This is a genomic window from Ruminococcus sp. AM31-15AC, from assembly GCF_003462045.1.
Taxonomy (GTDB): domain Bacteria; phylum Bacillota; class Clostridia; order Oscillospirales; family Ruminococcaceae; genus Hominimerdicola; species Hominimerdicola aceti.
The window spans coordinates 78,107-99,957 of sequence record NZ_QTYG01000005.1; the positions used below are offsets into that span (position 1 = coordinate 78,107).

Annotated in this window: 22 protein-coding genes; 11 read left to right on the top strand and 11 right to left on the bottom strand. The window is 39.1% G+C overall.

Features of this window, described 5'->3' with window-relative positions; all coding sequences use genetic code 11:
- Positions 1-5: 5 nt before the first annotated feature.
- On the top strand, positions 6-872 hold the full coding sequence (locus DW793_RS02660) for a helix-hairpin-helix domain-containing protein (protein ID WP_118156988.1): 867 nt from the start codon (positions 6-8) through the stop codon (positions 870-872).
- Between the two features lie 157 nt (positions 873-1,029).
- On the opposite strand, the gene DW793_RS02665 is transcribed toward DW793_RS02660, so the two are convergent.
- Genes DW793_RS02665 through DW793_RS02695 form a run of 6 tightly spaced genes read right to left on the bottom strand, consistent with a single transcriptional unit; the run spans position 1,030 to position 8,170 of the window.
- A complete protein-coding gene (locus DW793_RS02665; protein ID WP_118124188.1) occupies positions 1,030-1,842 on the bottom strand; it encodes an SMODS domain-containing nucleotidyltransferase in 813 nt (270 codons plus the stop codon).
- Positions 1,835-2,380, bottom strand: coding sequence for an SLATT domain-containing protein (locus DW793_RS02670; protein ID WP_181983464.1), 546 nt, complete (start codon positions 2,378-2,380; stop codon positions 1,835-1,837). Before DW793_RS02670 ends, DW793_RS02665 begins: the two co-directional genes overlap by 8 nt.
- A gap of 37 nt (positions 2,381-2,417) precedes the next feature.
- Positions 2,418-3,908 (bottom strand): class I SAM-dependent DNA methyltransferase, encoded by a 1,491-nt coding sequence (locus DW793_RS02675; protein WP_118124186.1) that lies wholly within the window; start codon positions 3,906-3,908, stop codon positions 2,418-2,420.
- Entirely contained in the window at positions 3,908-5,176 is a 1,269-nt protein-coding gene (locus DW793_RS15050; RefSeq protein ID WP_252969627.1) for a restriction endonuclease subunit S, read from the bottom strand. The genes DW793_RS02675 and DW793_RS15050 overlap by 1 nt, the downstream gene beginning before the upstream one ends.
- A gap of 12 nt (positions 5,177-5,188) precedes the next feature.
- Complete coding sequence (locus tag DW793_RS02690) at positions 5,189-7,927, bottom strand: type I restriction endonuclease subunit R (RefSeq protein ID WP_118124185.1); 2,739 nt, start codon at positions 7,925-7,927, stop codon at positions 5,189-5,191.
- Between the two features lie 27 nt (positions 7,928-7,954).
- A complete protein-coding gene (locus DW793_RS02695) occupies positions 7,955-8,170 on the bottom strand; it encodes a helix-turn-helix domain-containing protein (RefSeq protein ID WP_118124184.1) in 216 nt (71 codons plus the stop codon).
- Positions 8,171-8,486: 316 nt separating this feature from the next.
- On the opposite strand from DW793_RS02695, the gene DW793_RS02700 reads away from it, so the two are divergent.
- Entirely contained in the window at positions 8,487-10,799 is a 2,313-nt protein-coding gene (locus DW793_RS02700) for a phage/plasmid primase, P4 family (RefSeq protein WP_118124183.1), read from the top strand.
- Positions 10,800-11,191: 392 nt separating this feature from the next.
- On the opposite strand, the gene DW793_RS02705 is transcribed toward DW793_RS02700, so the two are convergent.
- Positions 11,192-12,409 carry an IS110 family transposase gene (locus tag DW793_RS02705; RefSeq protein ID WP_118124182.1) on the bottom strand — a complete coding sequence of 406 codons (1,218 nt, stop codon included), beginning with the start codon at positions 12,407-12,409 and terminating at the stop codon, positions 11,192-11,194.
- Between the two features lie 355 nt (positions 12,410-12,764).
- On the opposite strand from DW793_RS02705, the gene DW793_RS02710 reads away from it, so the two are divergent.
- The 5 genes from DW793_RS02710 to DW793_RS02730 all read left to right on the top strand — a co-directional run bounded on the left by DW793_RS02710 (position 12,765) and on the right by DW793_RS02730 (position 16,377).
- Entirely contained in the window at positions 12,765-13,079 is a 315-nt protein-coding gene (locus tag DW793_RS02710) for a hypothetical protein (protein ID WP_118124181.1), read from the top strand.
- A 144-nt stretch (positions 13,080-13,223) separates the two neighbouring features.
- Positions 13,224-13,514: a hypothetical protein gene (locus DW793_RS02715; RefSeq protein WP_118124180.1), complete on the top strand. Its 291-nt coding sequence runs from the start codon at positions 13,224-13,226 to the stop codon at positions 13,512-13,514.
- A gap of 4 nt (positions 13,515-13,518) precedes the next feature.
- Positions 13,519-14,436 carry a phage major capsid protein gene (locus DW793_RS02720; RefSeq protein ID WP_181983465.1) on the top strand — a complete coding sequence of 306 codons (918 nt, stop codon included), beginning with the start codon at positions 13,519-13,521 and terminating at the stop codon, positions 14,434-14,436.
- A 25-nt stretch (positions 14,437-14,461) separates the two neighbouring features.
- Entirely contained in the window at positions 14,462-14,635 is a 174-nt protein-coding gene (locus DW793_RS02725) for a transposon-encoded TnpW family protein (protein ID WP_181983466.1), read from the top strand.
- Positions 14,636-14,724: 89 nt separating this feature from the next.
- Positions 14,725-16,377 carry a recombinase family protein gene (locus tag DW793_RS02730; protein WP_118124177.1) on the top strand — a complete coding sequence of 551 codons (1,653 nt, stop codon included), beginning with the start codon at positions 14,725-14,727 and terminating at the stop codon, positions 16,375-16,377.
- A gap of 125 nt (positions 16,378-16,502) precedes the next feature.
- Here the strand turns inward: DW793_RS02730 and DW793_RS02735 are convergent, their stop codons facing one another.
- The 4 genes from DW793_RS02735 to DW793_RS02750 form a co-directional block, all read right to left on the bottom strand.
- Positions 16,503-17,222, bottom strand: coding sequence for an NPXTG-anchored protein (locus DW793_RS02735; protein ID WP_118156991.1), 720 nt, complete (start codon positions 17,220-17,222; stop codon positions 16,503-16,505).
- The gene (locus tag DW793_RS02740) at positions 17,219-17,734 is read right to left on the bottom strand and encodes a hypothetical protein (protein ID WP_118156992.1); all 516 of its coding nucleotides are present in this window, start codon (positions 17,732-17,734) and stop codon (positions 17,219-17,221) included. The genes DW793_RS02735 and DW793_RS02740 overlap by 4 nt, the downstream gene beginning before the upstream one ends.
- Before the next feature lie 151 nt (positions 17,735-17,885).
- Complete coding sequence (locus tag DW793_RS02745; RefSeq protein ID WP_118156993.1) at positions 17,886-18,398, bottom strand: hypothetical protein; 513 nt, start codon at positions 18,396-18,398, stop codon at positions 17,886-17,888.
- Positions 18,399-18,416: 18 nt separating this feature from the next.
- Entirely contained in the window at positions 18,417-18,956 is a 540-nt protein-coding gene (locus tag DW793_RS02750) for a hypothetical protein (protein WP_118156994.1), read from the bottom strand.
- A 337-nt stretch (positions 18,957-19,293) separates the two neighbouring features.
- On the opposite strand from DW793_RS02750, the gene DW793_RS02755 reads away from it, so the two are divergent.
- Genes DW793_RS02755 through DW793_RS02770 form a run of 4 tightly spaced genes read left to right on the top strand, consistent with a single transcriptional unit; the run spans position 19,294 to position 21,722 of the window.
- On the top strand, positions 19,294-19,590 hold the full coding sequence (locus DW793_RS02755) for a hypothetical protein (protein WP_022287830.1): 297 nt from the start codon (positions 19,294-19,296) through the stop codon (positions 19,588-19,590).
- A gap of 8 nt (positions 19,591-19,598) precedes the next feature.
- A complete protein-coding gene (locus DW793_RS02760) occupies positions 19,599-19,964 on the top strand; it encodes a hypothetical protein (protein ID WP_118156995.1) in 366 nt (121 codons plus the stop codon).
- Complete coding sequence (locus tag DW793_RS02765; RefSeq protein WP_118156996.1) at positions 19,964-20,569, top strand: flavin reductase family protein; 606 nt, start codon at positions 19,964-19,966, stop codon at positions 20,567-20,569. The genes DW793_RS02760 and DW793_RS02765 overlap by 1 nt, the downstream gene beginning before the upstream one ends.
- Before the next feature lie 4 nt (positions 20,570-20,573).
- The gene (locus DW793_RS02770; RefSeq protein ID WP_117865864.1) at positions 20,574-21,722 is read left to right on the top strand and encodes a zinc dependent phospholipase C family protein; all 1,149 of its coding nucleotides are present in this window, start codon (positions 20,574-20,576) and stop codon (positions 21,720-21,722) included.
- The last annotated feature ends 129 nt before the right edge of the window (positions 21,723-21,851 follow it).

The window sequence follows — 21,851 nt, forward strand, 5'->3', positions numbered from 1 at the left end:
CAATTATGGACAGCAAGTTAGACAGCAACAAAGACGAAAAATCGAATGTGACAGAAAATGATGCTTCAAAAGCAAAAACAAGCAGAATAAAACTTTTTGTAGGCGTGATCGCAGTTGCGGTCGCCATTACTACAGCGATCGCTTCTGCACTTGTTAACAGACCACAGCGTGATGATGTGGTGATACTCACACCGCCTGCTGACAGCTCTCAGGCTGACAAGGTGGACAATTCAGGCAGTGAAAAGGTCATTAGCAAGACTGCAAAGGCACACACCACAAAGAAAACAGTGACATCAAAAGCCGTCACAAGCAGTATTGCTGAAACCAAAGAGGAATACAGCTTTCCTGCTGACATAAACAAGGCTGACAAGGAAATGCTCATGGCGGTGAGCGGCATAGGCGAGGTAACAGCCGACAGGATAATAGCATATCGTGACAGAGTTGGTGTTATCAGTAACATGGATATGCTTCTTGAAGTAAACGGCATCGGAGACTCTACACTTGCACTTCTCAAAGGCTATTTTTATGTTGACAGCGCAGACTACCATGATATGCCACAGGAAACGAAAGCCGCAGAAACTCAGCCTGTTCAGACAGAAATCCCTGCTGATACTGTAACAGAGCCTCCGGTCACAGAGGAGCAAACTGTTACAACGGCTGAAACTACTGAGAAAGTCAGGCAGAAAGTGAACATAAACAAGGCTGACGCTCAGGAGATATCAGACAAGCTGCTAATTGATATTGACAAGGCGAATGCTGTCATAGAACTTCGTGAGCTTATATCCTATTACGAAAGCCCTAACGAGCTTCTTTTGTGCAAGGGCTTTACAGAGAAACTTGTTTCCGAGCTTTGGGATTATATTGAAATATAACTGTATTTTATATCTGCTACATAAAAAAAGAACTCGCACATTTATGAGGCTCACTTAGGGATTTGATAAAATAACTATTTTTAAGTGTAGCCTTCAAACGAAACTCAAAACAAAACGACCACACTAGAGTATTGATTTACTCCAGTGTGGTCATTTCTTATTTAACCATATAATCAAGAACCTTTTTTAAACATTCAATGCTTGTATCAGTAGAAACTGAGTCATTGCTTCCTGGTGCATTGATAGGAAATCCCCATGCAAGGTGACTATTATAATAATCAATCAATACCTGCTCATATGAACCTCTTGATGCAGAAGAACTTCCGGGTTCAGTCCATTGCCATCCTCCGATAGCGTGATAAACAAAACTGTCAATCACAATTCCCGATAAATGGTAACTGCTAAAATGGTTATCTCTTATCCTACGAATATGTTTACAAGTGTCATACAGCAGGCCGTTACTACTCTTGTTTTTATTTGATATAGCATCTTGTTCAGCTTTAGGATTTGTAGATTTCCAATTTCCACCCATATTTGTATCTGGATATCTATATGTGCCAGTCCAATTACCAAACCAATCAAACACCTTGAATGCAGGTAATATTTCAAATTTCATTCCATCTGAGAAATTAGTTTTTACTACTTGCCCATCAGCTCGTACATCACTTCTAGGATATACATCTAATATTGCGTTCTTAACACTTTGTAACAATCTTGATTGACCATTACCTTTCATCACATCATAACGATTATATTCTGATTCTGGAAGGCACACTAAAATATCTAAATCGCTTGTATCTATTGCTGTACCTCTTCCATATGAACCGACATACAAACTATTTGCAGTGTCACTGAAACTATTCCAAAACTCTTTATTAATCGCTTTTGTAACAGTGTGATATCTTTGAGAAATTTTACGCCTAGTATCTAAAGCTATAATCTCTCCGTGCTTACAAACTAAATCACTCATGTTTTTCCTCCATTCTCAGCTCATCTGGAAGGAAGGCATTTATTTCATCTTCAGAAAAACTGTTATCCTTATCTACATTTAATGCCTTTCTTGCCAATTTCACCGCTTTATTCGTAGTATTCGGAGCAGATTGATATATTTTATCTAATTCTTTAAGTACGTCCTCGTACTGTGTTAGCAAATTATTTACCGAATCACACCCCATGTGTATTTTTAAAATGATTAAATACAATTGGTCACGAATACATAGCAGCTTATTTGCTGTATCTTTATTACTTAGTGTCATCTGATGTAAATCAAACGATTTAAAATAAGCACTGACAAATATTGTAACAAACGATAATATTGCAGATATTATTTTAATCCAAAATTGATTAGTGAATATCAATGATAATATACCAACCGATGTTGCAGATGCGGCAATAATATTAAGTGTTTCTAAAAGCTTATACTGCCTTGTGTAAATATCGCATTGCTTCTCTTGAATTTTATGCGACCATACGACACTTGCATAGCTGCGTTTAACTGAGGTTTCCAAAGTTTTATAATTATTTTCCGTAATAATTTCACCATCCTTACTTTTCCAACTGTGCTTGTAACTCTCTAAAGCTATCTAAGGCACTCTGCAAGTTTTCTATAATGTCTTCTGCCAATTCATCTGGAGAAGGAAGATTATCAAGGTCAGCGAGCGACTTATCCTTAATCCAAAAGATATCAAGACTTGTCTTATCACGTTCCAATATTTCTTCAACGCTAAACTTTCTAAAGCGTCCGTCTGGATTGTTTTCTGACCAAGTTTCGGTGCGTTCGTGACGATTAGATGGATTATAGCATCTTATGAAATCCTGTAAATCTGCATCAGTCATTGGATGTTGTTTCAAAGTAAAATGTACATTGGTTCGGAAATCGTATATCCATATTTCCTTTGTCTGTCTTTCAGGACTTGCAGGCCTTTTATCAAAGAATAATACATTAGCTTTTACACCTGGTTTATAGAAAATTCCTGTAGGTAGTCTAAGAATAGTATGAAGTTCTGTTGTTTCAAGAAGTTTCTTTCGAATAATTTCTCCCGCACCTCCCTCGAACAAAACATTATCCGGAAGAACCACTGCAGCTTTACCTGTAGATTTCAAAATCGTGTTGATATGCTGAATAAAATTAAGCTGTTTATTGGAACTTGACGTCCAAAAGTCCTGACGATTATATACAAGATCTTCATCTTCTTGCTCACCGTATTCATTTGTAAAAGTGATAGATGATTTCTTTCCAAATGGCGGATTAGTTAATACATAATCCACACGATAGCCAGGGTCTGTTAGTAACGCATCTCCAAGAGTAATTGGAGCTTCTGTGTAAATATCTCCTATGTTATGCAGATATAGGTTCATTAAAGCTGTCTTGAAAGTTGCACCAACAATCTCGTTTCCATAGAAAGTATGATCTTTTAAGAATGCTTTTTGCTCTCTGTCTAGCGTATAATTATTCGGATCAGAAATGTATGACTGAGAAGCAAGGAAAAAACCACCGCTGCCACAACAAGGGTCTGCAATGGTTTTCATTGGCTCAGGTGCAATACATTCAACCATTGCCTTAATCAAAGGACGAGGAGTAAAGTATTGTCCGGCACCACTTTTGATATCTTCAGCGTTTTTCTGTAATAGTCCTTCGTAGATTTCACCTTTGACATCGGAAGACATTGCTACCCATTTTTCGCTTTCAATCATTTGAACAACTCGATAGAGAATTGCAGCATTACTAATCTTATTGGTTGCTCCTTTAAAAATCTGTCCGAGCATACCAGGTTTTTCACCAAGTGTTTCTAAAGTGTTTTTATATTGTTCCTCAAGTTCAGCACCTTTAAGAGAGTTAAGGTCTTTCCATTGGTATCCTTCTGGAATACCTGCATCTCTGTTATAAGGCGGTCTTGAATACTCGTCTGCCATTTTGAGAAAAAGCAGATAGGTTAATTGTTCCAAGTAGTCTCCGTGAGAGACTCCGTCATCTCTAAGAGGGTTACACATTCCCCAGACTTTGGAGATGATTGCTGATGAATTTTCATTTGCCATTATATTAGTCTCCCTTCAAATGCTTGTTTTAGAATACTTTGTCTCAGTGCCTCTGCCTGTGACAGTGTGCAATCTATGGTTTGTTCAATGCTATCGAAAACAGATAAACGAGATTCGATTTCTGCAACTATTTCTTCTTGCTCTTTAAAAGATGTAAATGGAAACCGTAGTGCACGAACCCTTTCCTTATTTAGAGCCTTTTGATTATTACCAGAACCAACACGTCTTGTGTTCTCATAATTCAAAAGTAAAAAATAATAAATATATTTGGACGAACAAGGTGTTTCTGATACTAATATTGCAGCAGTATTTTGGTTATGGGCAGCTTTGGTATTTAGAATAGCTGCCTGTCCTCTTGTTTTTCCTTCCCCAATCATAGCAAGCATAACTGTACCAATAGGATGTATATTAGTGGATGAATGTAATATTCCATCTTCTGTCACCTGCTCCCTTGTAGAATATATATTGTTAAAATGCACCTCACCGCTACTTACCCAGTTAATATTTCCGTTCCAATATTCTGGAACTCGTCTACTAGGTGTTGCACCGACTTGAACCTCGAACACTTCGCCTAATCTAACTTTCTTCCATTCTTTAGGCATTGTGAGAGATATTTCATTTTCATCACCTGACGTATCCTTAAAAACTTCATTATTGCGTTTTATTCTTTCAAAATCGTCTCTTGGATTTTCGTTATGATGTTTATCTCTCCAAGAAAAAGTTAGCTTTCCTTCAAACGCATCTTTCAGCACTGCCTGTTTATATAAATTCAATTGTTGCTGTGTTGCTTTTAAGGTCTTTACAGCATCATCCAAATCTGAAAACAATTCTTCAATCCTTGCTACAATGCGTTCTTGTTCTTCAAGTGAAGGAACAAAAATTTTAGATTCTTTAAGAATATTTGCATTTAAATGTGGTGTGCCAGTGCCTTTCTTTTTTGTGTTTAACAATAGATATTTACTTTCAATAAAGTACCTTAAGTAATCTGTAGATACTCCGTCCGCATAAATCTTAAAAAGAGTCGAACCTACAACCCCTTTAATGGCACGTCCAGTCAAACCCGAACGTGAACCATCACCAACAATCAACAAATCTCCTTCCTCGCAAAGAAGAGACTTTTCTGGTGATGCGTAATTATCTATTACTCCTTGTTCAAAAGCCTTAATATCCACATAAGGAAGATATCCTTCAGTGGGTTCTTTTACTTGTGATAGTGGTTTTTTACCTTTTTCCATATGAAGGATGGTGCCCAATTCAATTAGTTCCATTCGGTATCCTCCTTAAGCCACCAATGCGGCATTTAATTCATTTAATATATTTTTATAGTTATCGCCGAACGCCTCATAGAATCCAAGAAGCCCTCCTTTATGGTCAAAAGGAGTATAATCCAGATCTTCGTCTAAAATGCTTAGCGAAGAAATAATGTGATCTTTTATTAGTCTAAGCCATTCCATTTGTTCTTCAGTAAACTGAGTATGTCCGGCATTTTTCTTGAACGTCCATTCTTTGAAATTGGCATTTACCTTATCGGAAAATGTTGTTAGTTCGTCTGTTGCTCCAATTTCAAATCTTATGATTGAGATAAGGTCGGTAATCTGTGCTGTAGTACCACGCTTGACCTTATCCGTATACTTAATATAATAACAATCCCATAGACGCTCAATAGTTATATTTTTCTTTTTTAATTTTTCATATAATGCTTTGAGTTGCTCAATGACCATAGGTCTGTCTTTATAAGCTTCATTGTAAATGATGCGAAGTGCAATAATCTCATTCTTGTTATCTTCAATGAATTCTTTAAATGTCTGAATAACCTTATCTGCATTTTCTTCTTTCTGTGAATCAAAGCCTGCAAAGATGACTGAATCAAGGGTAACGGTATCAATGATTTGATCATGGCTCCTGCGAATGTTCTCAATGAAATCTCTTACATCCGAATTAAAGAAAGGCTGTGTTGCCTCTTTAATTAATTCTTTCTGAGCGTTTGCAATATCATCATCAGACGGAATACCACTTGAAGCTATAGTTTTTGCTCTATCATTGATTACATCTTCATCAAATGCATTGAGAAGATTATTTGCAATGTTACGGGCAGACGCACCAACATTCTCTGTAAATTCCCTATGTTCCTTTTCTGTCATCTGCTTATCCAAACGAGACACACGATTTGCAAGAGATGTCAGAGTGTCTTCGCTCTTATCACCTAAGGCAACATTCATCATTAATTCTCTCATTGAAACAGTAGGTTTACGCTCAAGGCTTCTTGTTTCCGATTTCTTTGATTTTGTAACACCGACTGCATCAACAATAACAAAGTGGTCTTTATTCTCTGTAGCAGAAGGAGTAACCTTCTGAAGGTCATCTACACCGATTGTTCTGGTTCCTCGTCCAACCATCTGTTCAAAGTAATTCTTACTACGCACATCTCTCATGAAAATTAAGCATTCAATAGGTTTGACATCTGTTCCGGTCGCTATCATATCCACAGTAACTGCAATACGAGGATAATAGTCATTCCTAAATGAACTTAAAACACCTTCAGCATTCTCAACAGAGTAAGTTATCTTTTTGCAGAATTCATTTCCTTCTCCAAATTCTTCACGGACAATATTGATAATATCATCTGCATGGCTATCCGTTTTTGCAAAAATTAGAGTCTTAGGAACTTCTTTTCTTCTTGGAAACAGTGTTGTAAACAGTGCATCTTTGTAAGTTTTGACGATGGTTCTTATCTGACTTGGATTTACGACATCTTTATCAAGCTTGTTTTTGTCGTAATCCACATCCTCGTCCATTTGTTCCCAGCGTTTTTCTCTTGATAAACGGTCACGGTATTCGATTAACCTTTTTAAAATATGACCGCCTTTCTGAGAAACCTCCGTTTCAATAAGGAAAATATCCTCTCCGACATTTACACCATCGATAATAGCCTGTTCTCTTCGATACTCGCTGACAACATTCTCGTCAAAGAAAGCAAATGTTCTTTTGTCCGGTGTTGCAGTAAGTCCAACTAAAAAAGCATCAAAGTATGTAAGCACCTGCTGCCATACGTTGTAAATAGATCTGTGACATTCATCAATGATAATACAGTCAAAAAATTCTGGTGGATACTTCTCGTTATAAACAACTTCTTTAGGAGCTTTAGTGTCAGCAGTTACATATTCATTGAATGATTCTTCTTCTGCAGATTCATCCATATCTTCCTCTTTTAAAATAGAATACATTCTCTGGATTGTACTTATGCATATTTGTACATCGTTTGGTATATATGAACTCTTTAATCTTCGAACTCCGTACAACTGTGAAAAAGAGCGTGTATCATCATTTGGAGTATAGGCAAGAAATTCTCTTTCTGCTTGTTCTCCAAGACTTTTAGTATCAACAAGGAAAAGAATTCGATTCATTTTTGCATATTTTAATAATCGATATGCTTCCGTAATAGCAGTAAAAGTCTTTCCAGCACCAGTAGCCATCTGCACAAGAGCACGAGGTCTGTTCTCTGAGAATGACTTATCCATATTTTTTATAGCATTTATCTGGCAATCACGAAATCTCGTAGTATCAAGCTCTGGGAAATTCTTCATATTATTACGAATTGTGTCTGGTGCAGCAAGCAAAGAACGTAAATATTCCGGTCTATGAAAAGAGAAAACCTTTCGGGATCTATACTTAATATCCTTATAGTCAGTAAATCGAATCAGCTTGTCAGTTGCCTCATAAGCAAATCTAATTTCATATTCATGGTTAATCCACTTGAAGGTACTGTTTGCATATCTAGCAGACTGCTCCTCAACAGTAGTAATATTTTCTCCGACTGAACTCTTTTTAGCTTCAATAACACCTACTGGGTTTCCATCCACAAAAAGAGCGTAATCAACAGGTCCAGTGCTGGTAGGAAATTCTCTTATTGCTACACCTGCGGACGCACTAAGATTAAGCTGTGATACGTTTTGAATTATCCATCCCGACTGATTTAATTTTTCATCAATTATAATTCTTGCTTCTTGTTCTGGTGTCATCTTAAACAACCTCTCTACCTGTTTTATCTATATTTCATTCCATGCCTTTTCTAAGCTGTTAAAATCTAATTCATGTGATTCGCAAAAATCTTTGATTTTCTTCATAGCAATCATATTTGGCTTACTCTTTCCGGTTTCCCATCTATTTACTGATGAAAAGGAAACTCCAAGTTCTCGGCCAAATGCTTCTTGTGATAAAAAACATTTCTGACGAATTTTCTTTATTTCTTCTGAATAAGTCATGTTTATTTCTCCTTGTGCTGTATGTCAACGATATAGCGTTATTATAGCACAAACTTATGAATTTTTCTACCTCTTAGATCCTCCGGTCTATATGACTTGGAGGATTTTTTATTTTTATTCTTCAAGAACGTCCTTTTAGTTATCTTCCCGTGGCTATTAGTTAGAGGGAAATTTAAAAATTTTTCTTGAAGGGGTAAAAAAGCAAACATTTTTCTTTGCCTGTAACTTGTAAGGAAAAAAGATTTTAAGAATTGGTACTTAAACGTATCGGTTTTGTCCTTCCACTATTGAAGACGAAATAAAGGAGGGAATTCATATGGTAAAAGCTGAAAATATACCGCCATATCTAAAAGCAAATGCCAAATGGTGCAACTGGAGGTACGAGAATAGAGATTCTGGAATGACAAAAGTTCCATACAATCCAATGACTAACGCTCACGCTTCAGTGAAAATCCCAAGCTCTTTTACTGACTTTGATTCAGTAATTAATGCACTGAATGGTTACGATGGTATTGGAATTCGTGTGGACGGTAAGTTGATTGCTATTGACCTAGACCACTGTATTGAAGACGGAAAGCTCAGTTCTTGGGCTGAAGATATTACATCTCATTTCGGAAATACATACATAGAGATAAGTCCTAGCGGAGCAGGACTGCGTATCATCGTATTTGCATCTGACGCTTATGTCTATGACAAAGACACTTACCATGTCAAGAAAGGTGATATTGAGGTTTATGTTGCAGGTGCTACCAATCGATTTGTCACTATCACAGGTGATGTATATCTTAAAAATGAAATAGCAGAAAATACAGATGGTTTACAGTGGCTGCTTGATACATATATGAAAAGAAAAGTACCGACAATTAACGATTTGAATTTTGAAAACAGGCCATCCCTGTTATCTGATGAAAGTGTCATTGCTAAAGCAACGGTATCTAAGCAAAGTGAGAAATTTCAAAAGCTGTGGCACGGTGATATTTCCGATTATCCGTCACAGAGTGAAGCAGACTTAGGACTTGTATCTATACTCTCATTCTATTGCAACGGAAATAAAGAACAGATTGACAGAATGTTTCGTGAGTCTGCCTTGTTTCGTAGCAAATGGGACGAAAGACATGGAAGCAAAACTTATGGAGAAATGACGATAGATAAAGCATTGTCGGGTATGAAAAACTTCTATTCTCCGATAGTTCCTGCTCCTGCAAATGAAGATTTTGATGATGAAATGAATAGGCTTATTGCTTTAAATCCTGAAGATATTACAAAGTATCCTTGGACGGATATCGGTGCAGGAATGCTTTTTGCAGATTTTTATAGAAACTGTCTTCGCTATGTGCCTGAGCGAAAGTCGTGGTTTTATTACGAAAACGGCATATGGAAACAGGATGTCGGCGGACTGAAAGCCATGAAGTTATGTATGAATCTTGCAAATCTTCTACATATGTATGCTTTGAAAATTACAGACGAGCATAAACGAAAAAGCTATATGGACTATTCCAAACGATGGCAGTCACATGGGTGCAGAGTCAATATTCTAAAAGATGCACAGGTGTATCATCCCATTTCCGTATCAGAATTTGATACCGATCCATATATCTTCAACTGTAAAAACGGAACACTTCGTGTGGATACCTTTGAATGTCTGGAGCATAAAAGCAGTGATAAATTAACGAAATTTTCCAATGTCATATATGACCCAAATGCCAAAAGTCATAGATGGGATAAGTTTATCTCAGAGATCATGTCCGGAGATAAGGAAAAAGCAAAATTTCTGCAGAAACTATTTGGTTACGGACTTACAGGAGATACAAGACATGAGTGTATGACCATTCTCTATGGTGCAAGTACACGCAATGGCAAAGGAACACTCTGTGAAAGTGTATTAAAGGTACTTGGCTCTTATGGTTGTACGGCAAGGCCCGAAACACTTGCTCAAAAGAATAATGCAAACAGTTCTCAGCCAACCGAAGACATTGCCCGTCTTGCAGGAGTGCGATTTGTCAATATCTCGGAACCCGGTAAAGGACTTGTCCTTAATGCTGCACAGGTAAAAAGTATGACAGGTAATGACACAATAAATGCCCGTTTTCTTCATGAGAACAGTTTTGATTTTCAGCCATTGTTCAAACTTTACATCAATACCAATTATCTGCCTGCAGTCAATGATACGACCATTTTTACAAGTGGTCGAGTCATCATTGTTCCTTTTGAAAGGCATTTTGATGAGTCGGAACAGGACAAGTCTTTAAAGCAGGAATTTTCAAAGCCAGAAGTACAAAGTGCTATTTTGAATTGGCTACTTGAAGGTTATGCACTACTACAAAAAGAAGGACTTGTACTTCCACAGTCCGTAAAAGATGCAACGGCAAGATATCAGCATGACAGCGATAAGATGGTCCTCTTTATGGAAGACTGCATGGAACAAGGGGACTTTGAAGAAAGGACTTCTTCTGTATACAGACGCTATAAGGATTGGTGCGCCGAGAACGGTCACTATGCCGAAAGCATGAAGAACTTTAAACAAAGCCTTGAAACCGTGGCAACCGTAGTCAGGAAAAGACCGAAAGGTGGCGGAGAAAAAACCACAATGGTCACAGGGTACAGATTGCTTTCGGATTTTCTTGAATAAGTATTTGGGGCATTGTGGCAAGTATATACAGTTAATTTAAAATTCTACTCTCTATAGAGAAAATATATATTTATCTGCCCCATTGCCCCAACTGTGAAGACCTGCAAATAAAAGTCAAGCCCTAAAATGAAAAAACAGAAAAAATTTTCTGAATAAAAATTGGTACGACAAAAAGACTGCCTCAGCAGCCTAAAAAAATAAAAGTGGGTTGGCAACCTTGACAGAACATCATAAAAATGCCCTGTATGTCGTGCCGACGGTGAGGAACTCATGAATAGACAAATCCAGTTACCGTCGAGTCAGCCATTTTAGCATTTTTATGATAACCTGTCAAGGTCAAGCGGCTGCGCCGTGCCTGGGTTGTCCCCGGTTCAGAATCTATGAATAGACAATCATGTAAGGGGTGTTTCTGTAGTATGTAGTACTTCTTTTACTTTCGCATAATAAATGCGCAGAAACTTGTTTGCAGCTGCGTTCATGTACGAGTAATAGTGCTTGCCTTCTGACTGTTTCCTGATCAGGAAATCATAAACAGGATTGTCCTGTGGCTTATTCTGCAGCAGTACCTTCATAATAATGAACAACGTGCGTCGGAGAGCTCCGGAACCTTTCTTTGTCATCGGATTTGATCTGGTAGTTTTCTGACCTGAATCGTTATTCTCGCTGTCATAGCCAAAATAAGCAGTAATTGCTTTTCTGCTGTGAAAACGTCTTGGATCTCCGATTTCAGCCATAAGCTGAGGACCTACAGCTTTTCCAACACCATACATATTCATTACAGTATCGTATTCGGGAAGCTGAGAAGCAACACGGTTCATTTCAGTCTGGATGGCATGACAGTTCTCTGTAGCAGAAACAAGCATTTTAGCAGCTTGTACAACAGAGAAAACTATTGCTTCATCAGAAGAAACGCTGCTGACACATTCCTTTGAAAAAGCGTATATTTTCTCACATGGTGATTCTGTGAAGTGATATGAGTTGTTGCTGCACCACTTCTTGTATTTCCTTGCAAAAGCCCTTATGGTAAGCTTGGAAATTATGTCACAGTGAGGGAATTCCAATACAAAGTCCACCCACTTTTCATGCCCATCTGATTCTCTGGAAGGTGATGTAAACAGTTTATTGACTCCCGGAAAAGTAAGGTCAAGTAACGAAATCAGATTATTATTCATCATGGTTTTCAACTTGATTGACTGCTGATATTGTCTGTTCAGCAGTTTTAAGGATTTTCTCAAATCTTCCTGAGGAGTATATTTCTTCGAGTCATGCCAGTAAGTTAACGCATATGAAGCGATTTTTACCGAATCCTTTTTATCTGTTTTTGGCTTTCTTAACGTGTTTCCACCGAAGTCACTTATCAACACAGGATTGACTACGGAAACAAATATATTTTGTTCGTGGAGGCAGCGGGCAATGGGTTCAAAATAGTTTCCAGTTGCCTCCATGACAACCTTTGTCTCACCAGGAAGTTTCTTGATTGAATCAGCTAACGCTCTTAAATCACTTCCGGTGTGAGCAACATCAAAAGGCGAAGCCACAACCTCACCATAAGGGCGAAGTACAGCAACTGTACTTTTACCTTTGGAAACATCAATACCTACTGCGTTCATAATAATCTACATCTCCTGATTTGATATTGTAATCGGGCAAACCATGCTTTACTCATTACCTATTCAATCTGTTTGGTGACACGAACGCACATTATTCTGTGGCTCAACCTGCATAAACCGAACGCTATAATGAAAGCATGGGTGACTGTCTTCGTTACGGGCGCTTTGTCCCAGGGAGGTGATCGTCAGTCCAATTACTGCTTTCAGTATAGCTTAAGTAACAAGTGCGTGTAAACCCTTACCGGCTTGTAAGGTCTTACCCGACTAATTATATTGTAACAGGAGGTGATGCGTATGTGCTAGATAACCTAAGAACATCAACGATTAAGGCAACAGCCTGGAAAGGAGCAGACACATGAGCAAATACAGATTTGATACATCTATCTTCGACCGATATGTACATGACATGAAACAAACAGCTCAATACCAGCCTGTGGTTATGCTTGCAAACCGTAAAGGAAAAGCTTTTCTTGTACAGTGCAGCACCAAGGCAGACCATGCTTGCTGGAGCATTGTCGGAGATTTATTCGATGCGACATTTCTATCCCGTAAGGACTTAGAAGATTTTATTATCAGCAACAACCTTCACGAGTGGACGGAAGAAGATGACAGGATATACAATAAAAAGCTTTCTAATTTCTGTCAGAACAAGTGTCGCATTGAACTTTAACCCCTAGGGGCGGTGCAAATCTCAACGCTTTCTTTTATCGTGGAACGGCGTGGGGTTTTGTGTACAAACAAGGCGAAATCAAAGGGGTAATTAAACCCAAATCAAACACATTAATTTTTTATGAGAAAATGGAGGAATTAACACATGAACATTGATAAGAAAGTTGCACATTATTTACGCAATACATGGATCGATTTTCAGACATTCTATATTCTGGATATCATCCCTCAAAACAAAGATGAGGCTGTTGTTATTCTTTGCCCACTATATCCAACTGAAGACAAAGTGTTCTTTGTCTGGTATCAGGGTAAACAGTATCCTTATCAGTCATTTGATCATATGATGGATGCACTTATAGAGTGCAGACATATCTCACCCGGAGAAGCTGATTCTCTTAAGAAAAAATATATTAACACCAATGCAAAGGAGATTTAAGATTATGAATTACGACACTTTTACAATTGAATCCGAATCCTACAGAAAAGCATTCTGGAACACGATGATGAAAGGAAAAGGTGTTCCGTATAGCACCATGGGAAAAGGAAACGCCGGAAGTGATATGTTCGTTATTCCATACGACAGTAATCGTATGTTTATGGATGCATTAAAGAAAGAATGTATCTTCAGAAATATCGGTACAAGCATTACCACTATTGACTCTGATTTGGATATTTGGCTTTCTGATAGTGATGAGCCAGCCGAATGGATAGTAAGCAATACCGACCGTTTTATCAAAGATGTAGCATCATCTTTCACTAAGAAAAAGGTGAAATGCCACAAACTTGCCATCATCGACAGAATGGATATGGATTTTATGCAGGATATGAAATTCGACATGGAAGACTTCCTTGTAAACCGCTTTGCTAAAAGATTTGGTAAAGCTGAGGAAGATGCATTTGTAAATGGTACTGGTGTAGATATGCCTACAGGAATTCTACACGATGCCGATGGTGCTGAGGCCGGAGTAACGGCAGAAGCACTTACCTATGATGATGTCATTGCACTTTACTTCTCGGCAAAACCAGAATATCGCACTAAGAGTGTATGGCTAATGAATGATGAAACTGCACAGAAGTTACGCACTCTTAAGGATAAGGATGGTAACTATATTTGGAATCACAGCAATGACACTATCATGAGCAGACCTGTGTACATCTGCAATGCAATGCCAAGCACAGATAAGATTATCGCATTTGGTGATTTCAGCTATTACTGGATCATCAACCGTATGCCAATCAGCGTACGTGCTTTAACAGAGTTATTTACCATGCACCATCAAGTGGGATATCTTGCACATGAGTATCTTGATGCAAAACTAATACGTTCTGAAGCTGTCAGGGTGCTTCAGCTTAAATAAGAACAAACGAAACGAGGTGGATTCAGTGGAAAGTAAATCCGGTGTAACTGAACTTCAGATCGGGAATACCTTATTCATCGTTGAGTACGAAACAAGTGATACGGCTACAGAAACAGCCTATGATAAGGTAAAAAGGCTTATTACAAGCCATGCAACCGACCATGAAAAGTTATCAGAAATAACACAATTATCAGCGTAATATAACTCGACTAATGCCGAATAGTACGGTAATATGACAATACCCTATATAGGGTGTTCCGCTTGAAGGCTGTCGGAAAGGAATAGAAAGTGAATAATTTAAACAGACAGCCTTATGATGCAGCCCCTGAAAAGAAAACTGCACTTTATTGCAGATTATCTCGTGATGATGAACTTCAGGGTGACAGCAACAGTATAAAGAATCAAAAAGCAATATTAAAAAAATACGCTGATGATAACGGATTTACTAAAACTGAATTTTTTGTTGATGACGGTGTGAGTGGTACAACCTTTGACAGACCGAGTTTTCAAAGAATGATAGCAGAAATGGACGCAGGTCATATCGCAACGATTATTGTAAAAGATATGAGCAGACTCGGTAGAGATTATCTCAAGGTAGGTTATTACACGGAGATTGCTTTTCCGGAAGCTGAAGTCAGATTTATTGCCATCAACAATGGAGTTGACAGTGCCAATCAGCAAGAAAGTGATTTTACACCATTTCTTAATATTATTAATGAATGGTACGCCAAGGACACGAGCAAGAAAATCAAAGCCGTGTTTAAGGCTAAGGGTGAATCGGGAAAGCCATTGTGTACAAATCCACCTTATGGATATATGAAAGGCCCTAAGGATAAGAATCATTGGATCTTGGATGAACCTGCCGCAGAGATCGTAAAAAGAATATTTCAACTATGTATTGAGGGATATGGTCCAAGTCAGATTGCAAAGAAACTTGAGAATGACAAGGTACTTACACCTTCATCCTATTTCAAAGAAATCGGCTTGTATCCGACAGCACCTACCACCGAAGAGCCTTATGCATGGGTGCCTAGGACGGTAGCAGATATTCTCGACAGGCAGGAATACCTTGGTCATACGATCAATTTCAAGACAAGGAAAAAATCCTATAAGTTAAAGAAAACAATCAAGAACGATCCATCAGAGTGGCAAATTTTCAAAAATACACATGAAGCTATTATTGATGAAGATACATTTCAGACGGTAAAGCGAATTCGTGACGGAAGACGCAGACCTACACCGCTCGGAGAAATGCCAGTATTGTCCGGCATGGTATTCTGTGCAGACTGTGGTTCAAAGTTATATCAAGTCAGAGGCAAAGACTGGAGTCATGACAAAGAATATATGGTCTGTGCCAACTATCGCAAACGAAGTAAAGACATCTGCACCTCTCATCAAATACGCAATGTGGATATTGAAAATGTCCTGCTTTACATGATTCAGCAGGTGACAGCGTTTGCTAGAGAGCATGAAGATGAGTTTGTTGAGATGGTTACAAAATCCAACGCCAAAGCAGTCGAACGTGAAATTCGTGAAAGCAAGAAAGAATACGAACAATCACAGACAAGGATCAGCAAGCTCGATACCATCATTCAAAAGTTGTACGAAGACAATGTTGAAGGTAAAATCAGTGATGAGCGTTTTGCGAAAATGTTAGCAACTTATGAAACCGAGCAGAATCTACTAACGCATCGTCTTGCAGAACTTCGACATATCATTGATGCAGCCAAACAGAAATCCTCTAACGCAGACAGTTTCCTTCGATTGGTTAAGACTTACACAGATATCAAGGAACTTAATGCTGAGATCATCAGAACTTTTATTGAAAAGATATATGTTTACGGAAATGAGAAGCCATGGGACAGAAACACTAAAAAGCTAAAGATAATTTTCAACTTCATTGGTGAAGTACATATTCCAAGCAATGTAAAAAAGGCATAGCCGATTATTACGACTATGCCGATATTTTACAGGATTACAAATCCCTTATTGAGTTGCCCTTTTTCGTGCGAGTCTTTTTTTGCTTAATAACGCCAATGCAAACGGCGAGCCTTATGAATAACAGATCATTTATCCTTTGTTTTTTTTGACACGCTTACAGCAACGGCACCAAGGAGCAACATTGTCAATGCTGCACCTGCTCCTAAGCCTGTGTTAGGTGACTTATCACCATCTTTGTTTACATTTTGAACTGCTGTCTGTGAACTGTTTTGTAAGCTATCATCTATTTTGCCTGTGCTGTCTGGTGATATATCTGATGAACTTTCAGGCGTTTTTGTACCAAGGACATAGAAAGGTGCATCGTCTGTGACAAAGGATATTTCTGCATCAGACTCTTCACATTTAAGACTGCTTACTGTACCATCACCTTTAACGGAATTTACCTGATCTTTGTCTGTGTTTATCGTTACCTTTATTCCATTTGCCGGCAGAATAGAATCTCCGTCAATGTAATAAATATGAAATGCTACGGTGTTTTCAGACTTTTTTCCCATGACGCTGTTTAACCAGTCAAGAGCTTCCTTCTCTGTGACCTGATCCACCGCAAGATTTTTATCTTTATCGGCATTCTCGATCTTCACGCTTGTGCCATCTGGAAAATCAATAACAGCATTTCCATCGTCGTCCACAGGCACACTGTTCCATGGAACATCTTCTGTATAGACCGCATAAACATTTCCATTTGCAGTTGTATTATTATCATCAAGCTTTGCCTCGGCCGCATAAGCACCAGAAGGTACGCTTAATGCAAGCACAAGAGCAAGAAATGAAGTCATTTTTTTCATTGGCCTATTTGACCCCCTATCTGTGTATTCAAGGAAGCTGCACCTGCACTATAATAAGTGTGCGGCTCGTAACCCATGATCTTAAGCTTTATCTTTGTACCGACCTCCGGCGTCTTTGAGAGCGTAACATATTTCACATACTCGTTTGGCTTGATAAGACCAGTTTCTCCAAGCATATTTCCCTGTTCGTCAAACACTCTGAGCTTTATCCAGGCATTGTTGCCCTCGATATTTGTAAGATATACTATTGCCTTATCGCCTTCCATAGTGACGTTTCCGCACACCGCAAAATCATAGCTCATATCATCTCTGTTCGGAGAGCTATAGCCTAAATTTTCCGAAACCTCAGGCTTGCCATGCTGTGCTGTGCTTTCAAAAGGCGGTGGGGTAAATTCTGCACTTTTTTTATCATTTGGACGGCACAATGCAAATATCATCACGCCAATGGTAACTGCAAAACAGACCATAAGCACTGATACGATCAGCTTTCCGTCATTTTTTTGCTTATCCATCATAAGCCCCCTGATATGAATACTTTTTTAATTACGCTATCGGTACAATCTCAATATCATTGTTTCTTACTACCCTCCATGCTACATTTGATCCTGTTACATAATAAAGAGTTGTATCAACATGGGTAGAAGCAACCATTGCGTCAGTTACTTATTGAATGTCTTCAGAGATCGTTACTGTGATAGTGCCAAGATCCGTATTGTTTGTTTCTATCCCTGCTCCACTTACACTGAAATGTGCTGAAACTTTAGGTGCGGCGTCAACAGTGGTGCCTTCGGCTGTTTCCAATAAAATAACATCTTCATCAAACATGCCGTTAAGTCCTTCGACCTTTGATGTAAAATTCATCTGTGCTTTAATAGCCGAATTTGAATGGTTTGTTACAGTTATCTCCTTAGGCTCATTCCACCAGCATGCAGACTCTGTGGTATAGCTATGTGTTTCAGGATCCCATACCTTATATCCGCCAAAGTAGGTAAAATTCATTTCCTCCCACTCAACGTCCACAGAAATTGTCGTTGACTTGGAATCAATATAGCTTCCTGTAACCTTGATATTTGTTGGTTCGCTGCCGTCATTTTTTTCTGAATTTACCGCATATGCTGTAACCACGCTAGTGCTTGCTAGCACTAATGCGGCAATGATCGCCAATTTGCTTTTCATGATAAATTCCTCCGTTATTTATTTTTCCACAGTGACAGTTATTTTTGCCACAGTATCGACCATTGCTTTTTCACCTGATTGCGGATCATAACTTAAAACTCTGAAATTTGCGTCTGAATAAGTGCCTTCACTAAGTTTGTCCGCCTCGCCCTCAAGCAAAGGAAGCGTTTTAAGCTGATTGCCTGGTTTTATAGTACCTGAGCGTGCGATGATCTCACCATTTACCTCGATACAAAGCACGATATCCTGAGTTGAACTGCTTGGATGCTTATAACTAAAATAAGCTGTTTTATCAGATAGCTTGATATTCACTGTATTTTCGTATTCAAGAGAAATTCCTCCGCCACCCTCAGGCACATCAAGACTTCTGCTGTTGTCCTCCAAAGGTTCAGCATTCTGCTCTGTCTGCTGAGGTGCATAATCAGGTACTAGAGATTTTGTTTCTGACTTTCTGAAAAACACAGCCCAAATCGTAATGCCTATGCAAAACATCATGCCCAGAATAAGTGCAGCTATTATGATCTTTTGTTTTTTTGCTTTATTCTCATTATTCTCCATCATTATCCTCCTGCTTGTGCATTAGCCAGACATTCCTGCCAAATAGCATTAATGTTCACAATAATAGTACATTGTTATTAACAAAAAGTCAACAACATTTGCACAAGTGGTAATAATAATGCACAAGCGGTAGTTTTTTTGATACATATGGCATTCATTTTTTGACAGTCCAGCATCTCCGTGACCATTAAAGCACAACAAAAACGATAGCTCTCATAATAACACCGTTACTTTTTTATTAATAGATAATACTTGAAATCTTCGGGATAATATAGTATAATAGCCTTATATGTTGTTATCCTGATAGGAAAACTCAGGCAGAAGGAATGGTGATAGTATGAAAAAAGGAGTTATCTCTGTGAACTCAAATGCAGAGAAAACTATTATTGCAATGACGATATCCGTTGTTCTTGCCATTATTTTTGACGGCAAAAAGAAAAAGCCTGCAAAGCGCAAAAGCTTTGCTCAGCGTGTTTCAAAGCACTATAAAACTATCGACAATATAATGCTTATGACAGTTGCAAAGGACGTCAAGAAAAAAGAGCAGGAACGTGCGGCTCTTAAAAAGAAAAATTCATACAAGACCAAGCTCCGTGACCTTGAGATACAAGACGCTGAGTTTATTGAACTGTAGGTGATATCATGACGGAATATTTCAAGCGTTACCGCAGTTTTGTTGCAAGCTGTCTTGATGATAAAGACTGCGACTTTGCAAAGCTCCTTGATTATCACAAAGAACATATCGCTTTTTTTCAGCACGAACGGCTGATACATCTTATCGTGACGGTGCTTTTTGCACTTTGTACTGTCATGACGTTCATTGCCATTGCAGTTTGGCAGGTCATGATACTCTTACCCCTTGCCATTGCGTTTCTCGTACTGCTTGTGCCTTATATAAAGCACTACTATTTTCTTGAAAATCAGACTCAGCTTCTTTATAAGGACTATGACAAGATATACAGACGAGTACATAATTTTGAACTCGACAACGAGAAAGGCGTGAAATAATGGAGTACACAAAATACACCAAGGAACAGTGGAAAGGCAGCGTCATAACCTCTCCCCTGCCGCCTACTCTCGTTACCTGCGGCAATATGGAGAAGCCTAATGTGTTCACAGTTGCGTGGACAGGCATTCTCTGCACTCAGCCGCCTGTCACCTACATCTCCGTCAGACCTGAGAGATATTCCCACGAGCTTATCAATCAAAGCGGTGAGTTTGTCATAAATCTGCCAACAAGAGAGCTTGTGAAAGCTGTGGATTGGTGCGGTGTGAAAACCGGCAGAAAAGTGGATAAGTTCAAGGAAATGCACCTTACCGCAGAGCCGTCCGCAAAGGTATCGGCACCTTTGCTGGCAGAATCTCCTGTGAATATCGAGTGCAAAGTAAGAGAGGTCGTGAGCCTTGGAACACATGATATGTTCATTGCGGATATCGTGGGGCTTGACGTTGCAAAAGAATTGCTTGACGAAAAAGGAAAGCTTTGCCTTGACAAAGCGGGGCTTCTTGCCTACGCTCACGGAGAGTATTACGGTCTTGGCAAAAAGCTTGGAACGTTCGGCTACTCAGTAAGGAAAAAGAAAAACAACAAAAATATCAGAAAAGGAAAATAGAGTTATGAAAAAAATTCTCACAGCCGCAGTTGCGCTGGCTGTATGCTATAGGCTCAGACCTATCAAAGCGTACGCATGGAGCGGCACTACTCACGAGGACATTGTAAAAAAATCACTTGCACTTCTGGAAAAGGAGAAAAAGCAGAAGCAGGTGACATTCTATAAAGACTATCACAGCGAGATACTCAAGGGCTGCACACAGCCTGACGAGGAGAACGATATGGACAAAGGTCATGGCAAGCATTATTACTCCTGCGTTAATCCAAAGGGCAAGGAGCTTCCTGAAACTAACGGCTATTACCGCAACCGCTTTGGTGACCTTGCAGTGAGCGCAAGAACTTGCCTCGAAGAAAACTACACCGCCGCAGTATCTCTTTACAAAAGCGGTGACATAAAAAACGCCATGCGTGTTCTCGGCAGAGCCGCACATTTTATTTCAGACATGGGCTGCACTGTTCACGTTGCAAACATGAAATATCAGGACAAGGCAAACAACGTGCATTACGCTTTTGAGAAGCACGTTTCCACCACCTGCACAAGACACACAGCCGACAGCTTCGACAAGCGTCTGCTGAAATACTACGGCAAGGATAACTTTGGCGAGGCTTCAAACAAGCTTGTAAAATACGCAGGCAAGTTCGTTGACACCATTTCTCACCTTGACCCAAGAGCTTTCGATGACGTTGCAAAGAACACTCTGCCTGTTACACAGCAGAATGTCACAGCGCTTCTTCTGAAATTCTATGACGATTGCACCTCTGACGCAGGAAATTACATACTTGACGGCAAGGCTTACACATTCAAAAACGAGATATCAGGTCTTGTACTCACTGTTACTCCTAAGGGATTACAGCTTGAAAAGCCTGACAAGGAGCTTGAACAGAAGCTGACGGTCTGTCTTACAGAGGACGGCACATTTGGTTTAAAGATAGGCGACGGCGGATATGTAAACGCTTCATGCAAGGGCTATGACTATCTGAAGATAGACGGCAAGCCTGTTCAGTTCAGGGTAACTGCACTGGGAAAAAGACGTTTCAGAATATCCACTGAGTCCACAGACTATGTAAAGGTGCTTGCAAACTCAAAGGGCGGAAAGCTCTCCTTTGCTGACCTTGAGCCTGAAAACTCAGCTCAGATTTGGATACTTAACTAAAGATCACAACACAAAATATTGACGCTGTAAAAAAAGCGCAACAAAGCCCGTGGATTCCCTCGATATGGAAGCCCACGGGCTTTAATATATCACACAGCAAAAAAGAACTATCTAATCTTGAAAAAAGGG

Coding starts and splice junctions, on each gene's coding strand:
- DW793_RS02695 (WP_118124184.1), bottom strand. CDS start 8,170: ATGACTTATTCAGAAGAAATAAAGAAAATTCGTCAGAAATGTTTTTTA.
- DW793_RS02745 (WP_118156993.1), bottom strand. CDS start 18,398: ATGAAAAGCAAATTGGCGATCATTGCCGCATTAGTGCTAGCAAGCACT.
- DW793_RS02675 (WP_118124186.1), bottom strand. CDS start 3,908: ATGGCAAATGAAAATTCATCAGCAATCATCTCCAAAGTCTGGGGAATG.
- DW793_RS15050 (WP_252969627.1), bottom strand. CDS start 5,176: ATGGAACTAATTGAATTGGGCACCATCCTTCATATGGAAAAAGGTAAA.
- DW793_RS02710 (WP_118124181.1), top strand. CDS start 12,765: ATGAGCAAATACAGATTTGATACATCTATCTTCGACCGATATGTACAT.
- DW793_RS02765 (WP_118156996.1), top strand. CDS start 19,964: ATGGAGTACACAAAATACACCAAGGAACAGTGGAAAGGCAGCGTCATA.
- DW793_RS02705 (WP_118124182.1), bottom strand. CDS start 12,409: ATGAACGCAGTAGGTATTGATGTTTCCAAAGGTAAAAGTACAGTTGCT.
- DW793_RS02735 (WP_118156991.1), bottom strand. CDS start 17,222: ATGAAAAAAATGACTTCATTTCTTGCTCTTGTGCTTGCATTAAGCGTA.
- DW793_RS02715 (WP_118124180.1), top strand. CDS start 13,224: ATGAACATTGATAAGAAAGTTGCACATTATTTACGCAATACATGGATC.
- DW793_RS02700 (WP_118124183.1), top strand. CDS start 8,487: ATGGTAAAAGCTGAAAATATACCGCCATATCTAAAAGCAAATGCCAAA.
- DW793_RS02755 (WP_022287830.1), top strand. CDS start 19,294: ATGAAAAAAGGAGTTATCTCTGTGAACTCAAATGCAGAGAAAACTATT.
- DW793_RS02665 (WP_118124188.1), bottom strand. CDS start 1,842: ATGAGTGATTTAGTTTGTAAGCACGGAGAGATTATAGCTTTAGATACT.
- DW793_RS02720 (WP_181983465.1), top strand. CDS start 13,519: ATGAATTACGACACTTTTACAATTGAATCCGAATCCTACAGAAAAGCA.
- DW793_RS02760 (WP_118156995.1), top strand. CDS start 19,599: ATGACGGAATATTTCAAGCGTTACCGCAGTTTTGTTGCAAGCTGTCTT.
- DW793_RS02660 (WP_118156988.1), top strand. CDS start 6: ATGGACAGCAAGTTAGACAGCAACAAAGACGAAAAATCGAATGTGACA.
- DW793_RS02740 (WP_118156992.1), bottom strand. CDS start 17,734: ATGGATAAGCAAAAAAATGACGGAAAGCTGATCGTATCAGTGCTTATG.
- DW793_RS02770 (WP_117865864.1), top strand. CDS start 20,574: ATGAAAAAAATTCTCACAGCCGCAGTTGCGCTGGCTGTATGCTATAGG.
- DW793_RS02690 (WP_118124185.1), bottom strand. CDS start 7,927: ATGACACCAGAACAAGAAGCAAGAATTATAATTGATGAAAAATTAAAT.
- DW793_RS02750 (WP_118156994.1), bottom strand. CDS start 18,956: ATGGAGAATAATGAGAATAAAGCAAAAAAACAAAAGATCATAATAGCT.